This window comes from Pseudomonas sp., assembly GCF_030150285.1.
Lineage (GTDB): Bacteria > Pseudomonadota > Gammaproteobacteria > Pseudomonadales > Pseudomonadaceae > Aquipseudomonas.
This window is the reverse complement of the sequence record NZ_JASLGE010000022.1, coordinates 1-12,699: the sequence shown is the minus strand read 5'-3', so window position 1 is coordinate 12,699 and position 12,699 is coordinate 1. Positions and strand designations below refer to the sequence as shown.

General features: G+C 60.0%; 11 protein-coding genes. 2 read left to right on the top strand and 9 right to left on the bottom strand.

Annotation, left to right across the window (positions count from 1 at the left end; genetic code table 11):
* Positions 1 to 37 precede the first annotated feature (37 nt).
* Positions 38 to 715: a TetR/AcrR family transcriptional regulator gene (locus tag Q1W15_RS03755; RefSeq protein WP_300722053.1), complete on the bottom strand. Its 678-nt coding sequence runs from the start codon at positions 713 to 715 to the stop codon at positions 38 to 40.
* Positions 716 to 786: 71 nt separating this feature from the next.
* Positions 787 to 2,697, bottom strand: a complete 1,911-nt coding sequence (quiC, locus tag Q1W15_RS03750; protein WP_300722047.1) for a 3-dehydroshikimate dehydratase QuiC — start codon at positions 2,695 to 2,697, stop codon at positions 787 to 789.
* A gap of 330 nt (positions 2,698 to 3,027) precedes the next feature.
* Here quiC and Q1W15_RS03745 point away from each other — a divergent pair, with 330 nt between their 5' ends.
* On the top strand, positions 3,028 to 4,359 hold the full coding sequence (locus tag Q1W15_RS03745) for an MFS transporter (RefSeq protein WP_300722039.1): 1,332 nt from the start codon (positions 3,028 to 3,030) through the stop codon (positions 4,357 to 4,359).
* Between the two features lie 137 nt (positions 4,360 to 4,496).
* Here the strand turns inward: Q1W15_RS03745 and Q1W15_RS03740 are convergent, their stop codons facing one another.
* The 4 genes from Q1W15_RS03740 to Q1W15_RS03725 form a co-directional block, all read right to left on the bottom strand.
* On the bottom strand, positions 4,497 to 5,381 hold the full coding sequence (locus tag Q1W15_RS03740) for a DMT family transporter (protein ID WP_300722016.1): 885 nt from the start codon (positions 5,379 to 5,381) through the stop codon (positions 4,497 to 4,499).
* 66 nt (positions 5,382 to 5,447) lie between these two features.
* Entirely contained in the window at positions 5,448 to 6,263 is an 816-nt protein-coding gene (locus Q1W15_RS03735) for a sugar phosphate isomerase/epimerase (RefSeq protein ID WP_300722008.1), read from the bottom strand.
* A gap of 9 nt (positions 6,264 to 6,272) precedes the next feature.
* Entirely contained in the window at positions 6,273 to 7,328 is a 1,056-nt protein-coding gene (locus Q1W15_RS03730; protein ID WP_300721999.1) for a Gfo/Idh/MocA family oxidoreductase, read from the bottom strand.
* Between the two features lie 107 nt (positions 7,329 to 7,435).
* Complete coding sequence (locus tag Q1W15_RS03725) at positions 7,436 to 8,215, bottom strand: IclR family transcriptional regulator (protein ID WP_300721990.1); 780 nt, start codon at positions 8,213 to 8,215, stop codon at positions 7,436 to 7,438.
* 154 nt (positions 8,216 to 8,369) lie between these two features.
* On the opposite strand from Q1W15_RS03725, the gene Q1W15_RS03720 reads away from it, so the two are divergent.
* Positions 8,370 to 10,091 carry an FAD-dependent oxidoreductase gene (locus Q1W15_RS03720; protein WP_300721983.1) on the top strand — a complete coding sequence of 574 codons (1,722 nt, stop codon included), beginning with the start codon at positions 8,370 to 8,372 and terminating at the stop codon, positions 10,089 to 10,091.
* A gap of 48 nt (positions 10,092 to 10,139) precedes the next feature.
* Here Q1W15_RS03720 and pcaG read toward each other — a convergent pair whose 3' ends face one another.
* The 3 genes from pcaG to pcaQ all read right to left on the bottom strand — a co-directional run bounded on the left by pcaG (position 10,140) and on the right by pcaQ (position 12,627).
* Positions 10,140 to 10,745, bottom strand: a complete 606-nt coding sequence (gene pcaG, locus Q1W15_RS03715; RefSeq protein WP_300721974.1) for a protocatechuate 3,4-dioxygenase subunit alpha — start codon at positions 10,743 to 10,745, stop codon at positions 10,140 to 10,142.
* 11 nt (positions 10,746 to 10,756) lie between these two features.
* Entirely contained in the window at positions 10,757 to 11,476 is a 720-nt protein-coding gene (gene pcaH / locus Q1W15_RS03710; RefSeq protein WP_300721966.1) for a protocatechuate 3,4-dioxygenase subunit beta, read from the bottom strand.
* A 221-nt stretch (positions 11,477 to 11,697) separates the two neighbouring features.
* The gene (gene pcaQ, locus Q1W15_RS03705) at positions 11,698 to 12,627 is read right to left on the bottom strand and encodes a pca operon transcription factor PcaQ (protein WP_300721958.1); all 930 of its coding nucleotides are present in this window, start codon (positions 12,625 to 12,627) and stop codon (positions 11,698 to 11,700) included.
* Between the last annotated feature and the right edge of the window lie 72 nt (positions 12,628 to 12,699).

Genomic DNA, 12,699 nt, shown 5'->3' with positions numbered 1-12,699 from the left:
CCTTCGCGAACGTGTCTCGCCAAGGGGCGGCCCCCGCTCAGACCTTCAGGTAGCGCACCACCGAGTCGCAGATCATCTGCCGATGGCGCTGTTTGACCTGCGCGTCGGACAAATCAAGCTGAAAGATTTCCCCCACCGTGTAGCGGTTCGACACCCGGTAAAAACAGAACGAGCTGACCAGTACGTGAACGTCCAAGGGGTTCAACCCCGGGCGAAAAATGTGCTGTTCCACGCCGCGACGCAGGATGTCTTCCAGCACCTGCACAATGGTGTCGTTCAAGGCTTTGATGCCTTCCGAACGCTTGATGAATTCACCCTTGTGAATGTTTTCAACGCTCACCATCCGCACAAAGTCAGCGTTCAAATCGTGGTGATCAAAGGTGAATTCCACCAACCGACGAATCGCCTGTTCGGGCGGTAGCTCGTCCAGGTGCAGATGGCTTTCGGTGCTGCGGATCTCGCCGTACAGTTTCTCCAGCACCTCGACGTACAACTGCTCCTTGCTGGTGAAGTAGTAGTAAATCATGCGTTTGGAGGTACGGGTACGCTCTGCAATAGCATCCACGCGGGCCCCCGCCAGCCCCTGCTCGACGAACTCTACAAGGGCTTCTTGCAGAATGTTCTCGCGGGTTTTCTCCGGGTTGTTCTTACGGCTTTTGCGCACAGCGGGCACCGGCACCGGGGTGCCGCTATCAGGGTCTGGAGTCTGGGACATTAAAGCCTCACGGCCATCAGGAAATGGCCGCGATTATGGGCTGCCACGCGCGGTGATGAAAGCCACCGGGCTTACAACTTGGCCTGGCGCACCGCGCCGCTGCGCGATTTGGCCATGGCCGCCAGACGCACCGCCACGTTGGCCGCGCCGTAACCCACGTAGCCATTTTTACGCTGCAGCAACTCAAAGAAGAATCGCCCTTCAAACGGTTCGGTGTACACGTGAAACAGTTCACCGCCCTGCGCATCACGGTCGTACAGCACGTTGAAGTACGCCAGCTCACTCAGGAACTCGTCGTCGAAATCAAAGCGCGCGGCCAAGTCGTCATAGTAGTTGAGCGGAATATCCAGCAGCGGAACGCCTGCCGCCTTGGCACGGCTGACTTGTGCGAACAGGTCGTCGCACTCGAAAGCAATGTGGTGCACGCCGCTGCCTCGATAACTCGACAGCGCGTGCGAGATCGCAGTGTTGCGGTTCTCGGAGATATTGAGCGGCAAGCGAATCGAACTGCACCGGCTGCGCAACGCACGGCTTTTAACCAGACCATAAGGGTCGGGCAGCACCACTTCGTCGTCCGCCTCGAAATCCAGCAGGCTCTTGTAGAACAGCACCCAACTGTCGAGGCTATCGGCCGGCAGGGCCATGGCCATGTGGTCAATGCGCTTGAGCCCGTTCTGCACGGGTTGTGGCGGCACCAGGTTGAAATCAGACTCGTACAGCGGCTTGCCGGCTGCGTCCTGGTCGACCAGGTAAATCAGGCTGCCATCCGGTGCGCGCACCGCAGCCAGTTCCAACTCATTGGGGCCCACCAGGCCGCGATAGGGCTGGCCTTTGTAAGCCACCGCACGGGCCAGTGCGCTGGCGCTGTCCTGCACACGGATGGCGGTGGCGCAGAGGGACGGCCCGTGGGCTTCAAAAAAGTTGTGGGCAAACGAATAGGGTTCGGCATTCAGGATCAGGTTGATGTCGCCCTGGCGCAGCAGGCTGACATTTTTCGAGCGGTGCTGGCCCGCCTTGCTGAAGCCCAGACGCTCAAGCCAATGGGTCAATTGCGCCCCCTGGCTCTCATCAACCGCAAACTCCAGGAACTCGATGCCGTCGTACGGGCTGGCCTTGGGTGGCGCAAACAACGGCTCAAGGGTGGCCGCGCTGGCCTGTTCGCGGGCCAGACGTTCACGGGTTTTCTCTTCGAGGTACAGCAACGAACGCAAGCCGTCGGCGGCATTGGCCCGGGGCGGGGCAGCACGGAAACCGTCGTTGAAAATTTCCAGCGACAAGGGGCCGGTGTAACCGCTCTGAATGATCGGGGCCAAAAAGCCCGGCAGATCGAACTCGCCTTGCCCGGGGAAGCAGCGGAAATGGCGGCTCCACTCCAACACATCCATAGCCAGAATCGGCGCGTCGGCCATTTGCACAAAGAAGATCTTGTCACCGGGGATCTGCGCGATGGCGCTGGGGTCGCCCTTGAGCGACAAGGTGTGGAAGCTGTCGAGTAACACGCCGAGGTTGGGGTGATCGATCTCGCGCACCAGGTCCCAGACCTGCTGCCAGGTGTTCACATGACGGCCCCAGGCCAGCGCTTCATAACCGATGCGCACATCGCGCGCGGCGGCCCGCTCGGCCAGCAAGCTCAAGTCATCGAGCAGAATCTGGCGGTCACCCACCGCGTCGGCCGACGCGTTACTGCACACCAACACCAAGTCGGTGCCCAGCTCATGCATCAGGTCGAACTTGCGCTCGGCACGGTCAAGGTTGCGGGCCAACCGGTCGCGGCGGCAGCCTTCAAAGTCGCGAAAGGGCTGAAAAAGGCTGATGGCCAAACCAAGGTCTGCACACATCTGGCGCACTTCTCGCGGGCTGCCGTCGTAATAAAGCAGGTCGTTTTCAAAGATCTCAACCCCGTCGAAACCGGCGGCCGCTATGGCGTCCAGCTTTTCCGGCAAGGTGCCGCTCAAAGAAACAGTGGCAATTGAACGCTTCATTTCACACTCCCGGAATTGGCCAGATCTACGCGCATCTGCACTTCTATATAGCTTGATTATTAAGGGCGTCCTATTATTGAGCAACCAGTCTGTACTAAACGGTTAGTTTTGCGTGCGATTATCGAACACTATGCCCTATGGCGAATTGACGATTTTTTACCCAGTCGCCACCATTCTTTCCGTACTGCGCACCTCAAACGCCGCACACCACACAACAACTCCAATAAAAAAAAACGGGTAACCGCTCATGCTCGCACTTACTGTTTTGTCGTTCTGCTTATCGATGTCGCCTGAACGGTGCCCGGCCTCTCTATGGACGGGTAAATAACCATGATCCCTTCTCAGACTAACCGGGCAGCTTCTGCCCAGAGCGCACCTGGCGCTGGTTTTGGCGGCCGTTTCCGTGGAGCCATGGCCATGGGCAAGACCCGTTGGGGCATGCTCGCACTGGTTTTTTTCGCCACCACCCTGAACTACATCGATCGCGCTGCCCTGGGCGTGATGCAACCGATTCTGGCTAAAGAAATGAGCTGGACGGCGATGGACTACGCCAACATCAACTTCTGGTTTCAGGTGGGTTACGCCATCGGCTTTGTGCTGCAAGGTCGCCTGATCGACCGGGTTGGCGTCAAACGGGTCTTCTTTTTCGCCGTTCTGTTGTGGAGCCTGGCAACCGGTGCGCATGGTCTGGCAACGTCGGCCGTAGGCTTTATGGTGTGCCGCTTTATTCTCGGGCTCACGGAGGCTGCCAACTACCCGGCCTGTGTGAAAACCACCCGCCTGTGGTTCCCCGCCAAAGAGCGCGCAGTCGCCACCGGTATTTTCAACGCGGGCACCAACGTAGGTGCCATGTTTACCCCGATGCTGCTGCCCCTGGTGTTGCATGTGTGGGGCTGGCAGGCCGCGTTTATGGGCATGGCCGCACTGGGCGGTGTATGGCTGATTTTCTGGGGCTTGAAGTACTACAACCCTGAAGATCACCCAACTGTAAGCAAGGAAGAAATTGCCTACATCCAGCAAGAAAAAGAGCCCGAAGACAAGCCGGTCACTTTCTCCACCATCCTCAAGATGCGCGGCACATGGGCGTTTGCGCTGGCGTACTCGATTACCGCACCGGTGTTCTGGTTCTACCTGTACTGGCTACCGCCGTTTCTGAACCAGCAATACAACCTGGGCATCAGCGTGACGCAAATGGGCATCCCGTTGATCATCATCTACATTACCGCCGACTTCGGCAGTGTGGGCGGCGGCATTCTGTCCTCGATGCTGATCAACCGTGGCATGGCCGCCGTCAAGGCGCGGCTGGTGTCGATGCTGCTGTGCGCGCTGTGCATCATCGGCGTAGTGATGGCAGCGGGTACCAGCGAATTGTGGCTCGCCGTGGCGGCTATCTCTTTGGCACTCGGTGCACACCAGGCGTGGACGGCCAACGTGTGGAGCATGGTGATGGACTACACGCCTAAACACATGATGGCTACCGTGTTCGGCTTTGGCGGTATGTGTGCGGCCATCGGCGGCATGTTCATGACGCAAATCGTGGGTTATGTGCTGACCGTCACCAACAACAACTACACCGTGTTGTTCACCATGATTCCGCTGATGTACTTCATTGCCCTGACATGGATGTACTTCATGGCCCCGCGCAAAATCCCGCAGGTCTGAGTTCAACCCAGAGTACGCAAAGGCCCTTCTCCTTCGGGAGAGGGGCCTTTGTGCACCGCCAACAGATCGCAAGCACGCTTACGGTCTGTAATGGATAGGCGATAAGCCCGCAGGGTTCGGCGTCTATCGCTCTCTCATCACCCCTTTCTCTTGCGCTGCTGCCAAGCCGCTGCCAGCCCGCTCACGCAGATAATGGCGATGCCAATGCGCGTGGTCATGTCTGGGGTGTGGTTGAAGAGCAACCAGCCCAACAAGCCCGAGAACACGATTTGGCAGTAGCTGAACGGAGCCAGCAGCGCCGGGGCCGCCAGACGGAACGATTGGGTCAGCAGCAGGTGCGCTGTCATGCCTAACGTGCCCAACGCAAGCATTTCCAGGCCATGCACCAGCGTCGGGGTTTGCCAGAAAAAAGGCACCAACGCACTCATGACCAGGGCGTTGAACAAGCCGGCAAAAAAGTTGCTGGTGGTCGGGGTGTCGTACAGGCTGAGTTTGCGCGTGAGGATCTGGTAGCAGCTAAAGCACAACGCCGCCGCCATCGGCAGCAAGATCGCCGGGGTGAACAGTTCACCGCCCGGGTGAATGATCACCACCACGCCCGCAAACCCGCAGATCACCGCCACCCATTGGCCGGGCGATACCTTTTCGCCCAGCAGCGGGCCCGACAGGGCCGCCACCAGCAACGGGGCCAGGAAGTTAACCGCGGTATTTTCTGCCAGGGGGATATAGAGCAGCCCGAAGGTGAAAAACAGCCCGGAGCCCAATAGGCAAATCGCCCGCATCACCTGGAGCAAAGGTCGTTTACTGCGTAAGACACCCAGCCCGGCCTGCGGCAGGAAAATACCCGCCATCAACAGGGTATGCACCAGATAACGCGCCCACACCACCATTACCACCGGGTATAAACCACTCAAGTACTTGGACAGCGCATCGTGGCTGGAGAACAGCGCAGTGGCTGTCACAATCAGCAGAATGCCCTTTAGCGGCTGGTTAATACCCGAGAGCGGCGTGGGCAATGTCATCGAACACCTCATTGTGAAGCCATGGACTCAACGCATTCAGTCACCCAAACCTGGGCACCGCTTGCACTACAGCTGTTGCAACAGCGCCCGGGTTTTATCAATCGCCCATTGCGCCCGCTGCTGGGCGCTAACACCCTGGGCTTGAAGCTCAACACAGGGAATTTCCAGGCTCAGCGGCAACGTTGGGGGCATTAGCCTCAACAACCCGAGCAAATCGCAGTCGCCGTCACCGGGAAAACGCCGCTCGTTGCGCGCCTGGCGCAAAATTTCTTGCATGTCATCCGGCGTTGGCCCGGCCACATCGCACAATTGCATGTAGCGCATGCGCGACGGCTCAACGCGGGCCAAGTCTTCAAGACGAGACCCCGAGCGGTTGAAGTGGAACGCATCGACCAGCACACAGCCGTTGTCACGGCCTGCCTGCTCAACCACCCGTACAGCCTGTTGCAGGTTCTTGGCATCGGTCCACGGCATGAACTCAAGATGAGGATAGATCCCGTAAGGGCGACTCAAGTCACACAATGCCGCGAAATTGTCGGTCATGCGTTGTTCATCAGGATCATTGCCGGCCACCAGTAACTCGGTGGCACCGAATTCTGCCCCCACCGCCAGGATCGTCGCGAAATCTGACACACGGGTCTGCGGCTTCAGGCGAAGGATTTCGATATCGAGGGCTTTGATGCCGGTGTCACGCAATCGTTTCAGGGTCTGCTGACGTAAACCGGCATCACTGACCAAAGGAAAGTGATACTCCTCGGGCGTGGCAGGTTCGAGGCGCAGGCCAACATGGCTGTAGCCGGTGCGGGCGGCGATTTCGACCATGTCGACCGGCGAAACTTCCAGTACGGTCAGGGCAGCAAGGGACAAGGGACGTGGGTTCATGGGGGCTTCTCAGGCGTCGATAGGGGCCGGGGCACAGGCCCGACCAGTGGCTGCGGCTTCACGAATGGCTTCAATCAGCGCCAGGGTGCGGGCGGCATCTGCCGCACTCACCAGCGGTGCCACCTCGCCACGAATCACCCGCACAAAATGCTCCAGTTGCAGGCGCAAGGCTTCATCCGGGTTAAAGCCCTCTTGCTCAACCAGCAAGGGCTGGTGCCAGCCCGCGCCGTCCTCCGCGTAATGCCAGCGTTTGAGCTGCGGAATGCTCAAGGCCCCGCCGGTGCCGGCCAGCAAATAGCAGGGTTGATCGCTCTGGCGCGGGTACACCGGGTTTTCGCCCGAATCCAGCTCCCAACTCCAGGGCGCGGCCACCGCATCAGACCCGGTCAATGTGCCAAGTGCACCGTTCTCAAATTGCAGCAGCACGGCTGCGCAGTCTTCGTTGCCATACCCGCGCACGGCATTGCTGGTGATGGCCTGTACCAGACGGACTTCGCCGCACAGATGACGCAGCAAGTCCAGGTCGTGGATCAGGTTGGTCAGCAACATGCCCGCCCCGGCCTCACGCCGCCACGGAATGTCAAAGTAGCTCTCGGGCTTTTGCAGTTGCCACAGCGCGGTGACGGTGCTCAGACGCCCCAGGGCACCGCTTTGCACCAGTTCATGTGCCCGCACAATCAGCGGGTTGTGGCGCCGATGATGGCCCACCAACACCGGTACACCGCTGTCCCTGGACGCCGCCACCAGCGTGCGCACTTCTTGCAAGTCCACACCCACCGGTTTTTCCAGCAACACCGGCACTCCCGCCGCCAGGCAGGTCAGCGCCGTGCTTACATGCAAGGTGTTGGGGTTGGCGATGATGACGCCATCAGGCTTCACGGCCGCCAACATCTGCGCCGTGTCATCAAACCACTCAACCCCGCATTCAGCGGCAAACTCGGCCGACTGCGGGGACGGGTCGACCACTGCGCAAAGTACAGCGCTGTTGACCTCCTTCAAGTGTTGAAGGTGCTGGCGGCCCATGATGCCGGCACCAATAAGGGCGATACGCAATGGAGCATTCAACGGGTTGATCCTCTTGTAAGCGTTATGGAATCACAGAACTCCAATTAATTTAGAATCCAGTTCCACTTTCTTGCAAGACAAATTAACTGCTCAGTTCAAATGAGGCATCAGGCATCGAACAATTCAGAGGCCTGGCAGGCCACGGACAGCTCCTCGGTGTACTGCAACAGGTGCGGTGCCAACGTATGCAAACGGGCCTGGGGCAGGCGTGCACTGGGGCCCGCCACACTCAGCACGCCGACCACGCGCTGCCCCAACGGGCTGCGCACCACAGCGGCAATGGCACTGGTGCCAATCGCCGAACTTTCCTCAACACAGGCATAGCCCTGCTCGCGGGCGATACGCAGGCGCTCCAGCAACTGCGCATTGGAGTGAGGCGCATTGGGCCCCACGTCTTCGGGGGGCTCGATGCCCTGGCGCTCAACCTGCGCCAACGCCATAGCATCGCTCATGCTGGCCAGCCAGGCATGCCCGGAGGCCGTGAAGTACAACGGCGCATCGCGGCCCATCTCAGGGTCGTAACGCAAGCCGGAGCGGGCCCCCTGCGACTTGGCAATCCAGGTCAGGCGGTCACCGTCCACCACCCCCAGACGCACCAACTCACCGGTTTCCTGGGCCAACCGGTCCAGGATCGGCTGCACAATGTCGGCCCCGCTGCTGGCCAGGTACTGAAAACCCATCGCCACTAATTTGGTCGAGAGATGGTAACGGCTGTTTTCACTGTTTTGCCGCACATAGCCCAGCCGCACCAGTTCTGCGAGCAAACGGTGAGTCGCGCTTTTAGGGATGCCCAACTGTTCGGCCACGGCCTGCATCGGCACGCCGCGCGGCTCTTGGGTGAGGCGCTCCAGCACACTGAACACCCGTTCGATCTGACTGCCCGCCATACAACGCCCTCGCAAATGAAAAGGATTCTAAAAGGTAAATCCTGGAACACAAAACCTGGAACTGAATCAGCACTCGCAGGGTTGTTGTTTTTGTAGCAAATCTTTATATTTCGGAACTTAATTCCAAAAAATGATTTTATCCGGAGTCCGCCCCATGACCGCTGTGCCCCAACCCGACGTTATCGACTGTGATGTGCTGATTGTCGGCTCTGGTGCGGCCGGTTTATCCGCAGCCGTCACGGCCGCCTGGCATGGGCAAAAAGTGATCGTCGTTGAAAAGGACGCGGTGTTCGGCGGTGCCACCGCCTGGTCCGGCGGTTGGGCCTGGGTGCCCTGTAACCCGTTGGCCAAACGCGCCGGCATCGTCGAAGACGTTGAGTTGCCACGCACCTACCTCAAGCACGAACTGGGTGAGCGCTATGAGCCGGCCATGATCGATGCCTTTCTGGAGGCCGGGCCGCAGATGGTGGCGTTCTTTGAAAAACACACGAGCCTGCAATTTGCCGACGGCAATGCCATTGCCGATATCCACGGCGACACCCCTGGGGCCGGTACCGGTGGGCGTTCGGTGATTGCTGCACCTTACGACGCAAGAAAAGTCGGGAAACTGCTCAAGCGGTTGCGCAAAACCATGCGTGAAACCTCCTTTATGGGCATGCCGATCATGGCGGGGCCTGACCTGGCGGCGTTTCTGAACCTGACACGCTCCGTGCCGGCGGCTTGGCATGTGACCCAACGTTTTAGCCGGCACTTGCTGGACCTGGCCGTGCATCAGCGCGCCATGCAACTGGTCAATGGCGTGGCCCTGGTGGCCCGGCTGGCCAAATCGGCAGAGGACCTGGGCGTGCTGCTGTGGGAGTCGGCACCGGTGACCGAACTGACGCAGGACGCCCACGGGGTCACCGGGGCCGTGGTCAGCACGGCTCAGGGCCCGCGTCAGATTCGCGCGCGGAAAGCCGTGGTACTGGCCGCCGGGGGGTTCGCCAATGATATCGAGCGGCGCAAGCAACTGTTTCCCCGTACCCCCACCGGCCACGAACACTTGGCATTGCCTCCGCTGGGGGTCAATGGCGATGGTTTGAGGCTGGGTGAACGCGCCGGTGGCCGAGTCCATACCGACCTGAAATCCACCGTGGCCTGGGCCCCGGTGTCACGCGTGCCGCACAGCGATGGCAGCATCGGCCATTTCCCGCACATTATTGAACGCGCCAAACCCGGCATCATTGGTGTACTGAGCAACGGCCAGCGCTTCGTCAATGAAGCCAACGGGTATTACGACTACGTGACGGCCATGGTGGAAAAAGCCCCGGCCGATGAGCCGGTCGCGTCCTGGCTGATCTGCACCCACGCGTTCCAACGCCGTTATGGCTTGGGTATCTCCCGCCCATTTCCTATTCCGGTGGGCCCATTTATCAAATCCGGGTACCTGAAAAGCGCTTATACCCTCGAAGGCCTGGCCCGCGCTTGCGGCATCAACGCCAGTGCCTTGCAGGCCACGGTCGACGATTACAACCAACATGCCCGCGCAGGCCTGGACCCGCTCTTTGGCCGCGGTTCAACCCCCTACAACCGCAAGCAGGGCGACCCGCAGCATCAGCCCAACCCATGCGTGGCCCCCCTCGAAACCGGGCCGTTTTATGCCGTCAAAGTGGAGCCGGGGTGTTTTGGCACCTTTGCCGGGCTCAAGACCAACGAACACGCGCAGGTGCTCTCGTCCACAGACGAGCCCATCAAAGGCCTGTATGCCGCAGGCACCGATATGGCGAGCATCATGGGTGGGTACTACCCGGCAGGCGGGATTAATCTGGGGCCGGCCCTGACATTTGGCTACATTGCCGGGCGGCATATAGCGGGGGCAAAAGACTACGAGGCGTAAACGCAAAGGCGCGGCAAATGCCGCGCCTTTAACGTTGGCGGGTGGCAATCAGAAGTCGAAGAACACCGTTTCGCCTTCACCCTGAATGCGAATGTCGAAGCGGTAGGCGGTTTTGCCATCCACTTCACAGCGCTGTGCGATCAAGGTTTCACGGCGCTGCGGCTGTTCAATCAGGTTCAAAACCGGGCATTGGGCGTTGGCCTCGGCTTCGTCACTGAAGTACAACCGGGTTTGCAACTGGATATTGATACCGCGGGCAAACAGCGCCACGTTGATATGCGGGGCCATTGGCACGCCCGCCGCGTTTTTCACCACACCCGGTTTGACGGTGTTGAGGGTCCACTCGCCGGCATCGAACGTGGTGGCGGTGCGGCCGAAACTGTTGAAGGGCTTCTCTGAGTCGAAGTCTTCGTCGTACACCCCTTCAGCGTTGGCTTGCCACAGTTCCAGGAAGGAATCGCGCACCAGGTGACCGTTGCCATCGTACACATGGCCGATCAACACAATATGCTCGCCGGCAGCGCCGGGCTTGGCCATCTGGTTCCAGATTTCTTCGGGGCGCGGCGGGTTGCCGGCCGCCTCCAACGCCAGGCCGATGTGCACATAAGGGCCGGCGGTTTGCGATGGGGTTTCCGGTAGCAATTGGATTGGCATGACGGGGCTCCTCAGCAGTTTTCGAAGTGAGTCTTGCGCTGGCCGCGCAGCACAATATCAAAGCGATACGCCAGGCAATCCATGGGATTGGCGGCCCCCATGTCCAGTCGCGCAATCAGGCTTTGCACGGCGTCCGGGTTGGCAATCGATTTGACGATCGGGCACATCGGGATCAACGGGTCACCTTCAAAATACAACTGGGTAATCAGGCGTGTCGCAATCGACGGCCCGCTGACCGACACATGGATATGCGCCGGGCGCCAGTCATTAGGGTTATTGCGCCATGGGTAGGGCCCCGGCTTGATGGTGCGGAAGCTGTAAAAACCCTGACTGTCAGTGAGCGCACGACCGACACCGCCAAAGTTGGGGTCCAGCGGGGCCAGGTAACGGTCGTTCTTGTGGCGATAGCGGCCACCCGCGTTGGCTTGCCACATCTCAACCAGCGTATGGGGGATCGGCTTGCCGTACTGATCGCACACGCGACCGGCCACAATAATCCGCTCGCCGATGGGCAAGCCGCCGTTGTTGAAATTGAGCAACAGGTCGTTGTCGTACTGACCGAACCGCAAATGGGAAAAATCTGGGCCGCTGGTTTCACTGACCGATTGCGGGATGCTCACCAGCGCCTGGCGCGGGGAGCGGGCAATCGAAGTTTTGTAATCCGGGGCCAGGGCTTTGGGGTGCCAGTTGCGATCACGGATGATAAAGCGCCGGCTGTCTGCATCAGACATGTCGATCTCCTGTTGTTTTTATAAAAGGCCAAGCGCCCTGTTTTTTTGCGGGGGCCGTCGTTGCGTTGCTCACGATACGGGGATGTTTCACCATCGCGAACCCGCTCACTCCCCCGCATTGGCAGGGCCCTTCAGGCCACGTGCTACACGGTGGCGGCCAGTGTCGAACATCAGGCACACGAGGACTACTGAAAAGGCGCCGCCAAGACATAACCAAACGGTTATGGATAGACCCCTTCGGCATACGCCTTGCCCAGCTCGCGCAGTACTTCGACACAGTCTTGCGCGGCCACCGACATAGCCACATGGGCATTGCTGCAGATGCCAATCGAGCCCCCTGGCTCGCGCTGCCCCACATCGATTTCTTGTAACTCGCCGCTGGCCAGGTCCAGCCGCACGGCATCCAGCGGCGCAATCCATACCGCCTCGTTGCACAGCACATACCGCCGACTCAGCGTCACCGACAGGGTTTCCAGGCGCTGGCGTGACTGGCTGATACCGCATTGCACAAACAGGCTGTCGGCAAAGGCGCGAATGGTGGTATTGGCCAGCGGCAACACCAGCGGGTACCGCTCCAGTGCACGACGGTCCAGGGGTGCTTGCGTCAACGGGTGGCCCGCGCGCACCACCAAAGTCATGGATTCACTGTAAAGATGTTCAAAATTCATACCCTGGATTTCCGGGCTGTCGGTCATGCGCCCCACCACCAAATCCACGTCACCGACCCGCATCTGCGATAACAGGTAAGCACTCGGGCCCGTCACCACACTGACCACCAAAGAAGGGTGTCGCGCGTGCAAACGCCGCACCAGTTCCGGGATCAACAGGCTTTCCACGGTGGACAACACCCCCAGCCGCACCGTACCGCCAGCGTACTCGCCCCCGCGCAAAGCGTTCACACCTTCGCGCAGCGCTTGCACCGATGGCGTTGCATAGCGCAGGAAAGCCACCCCGGCATCTGTCAGGCTGATGCCGTTCTTATGGCGCACAAACAACGTGGCCGTCAGCAGTTCTTCCAGCTCCTTGAGCGTCTTGGACATGGCAGGCTGGCTCACCGCCAATACATCCGCCGCCCGCGCCAGGCTGCCCTGGCGCGCCATTTCCAGAAAACACACCAGGTGGCGGTACTTGATGCGGGTATCGATATTCACAGGGGTAGCGGCTCCGAGGCGGGGGGGGGGGGGCGATGGGTTTAGCGGGAGCCAGGCGCCGGTTTTTGCGGT